The sequence below is a fragment of the Citrobacter sp. Cu233 genome (genome assembly GCF_030332225.1).
In the GTDB taxonomy this organism is placed as follows: domain Bacteria; phylum Pseudomonadota; class Gammaproteobacteria; order Enterobacterales; family Enterobacteriaceae; genus Citrobacter.
Genome location: NZ_JAOWIF010000007.1, coordinates 1 through 211 on the forward strand (window position 1 = coordinate 1; position 211 = coordinate 211).

Genomic DNA, 211 nt, shown 5'->3' on the forward strand with positions numbered 1-211 from the left:
CTCAGAAGTGAAACGCCGTAGCGCCGATGGTAGTGTGGGGTCTCCCCATGCGAGAGTAGGGAACTGCCAGGCATCAAATTGCAGTAAACCGGGATGAATAATCCGGGTGGTGACAAAGAAATTCGGTGGAGCGGTAGTTCAGTTGGTTAGAATACCTGCCTGTCACGCAGGGGGTCGCGGGTTCGAGTCCCGTCCGTTCCGCCACTTATTA

At 55.0% G+C, this 211-nt stretch carries 1 tRNA gene; it reads left to right on the forward strand.

What is annotated here, in order from left to right:
- Positions 1–127: 127 nt before the first annotated feature.
- A tRNA-Asp gene (locus tag OGX95_RS00025) sits at positions 128–204 on the forward strand.
- Positions 205–211 lie beyond the last annotated feature (7 nt).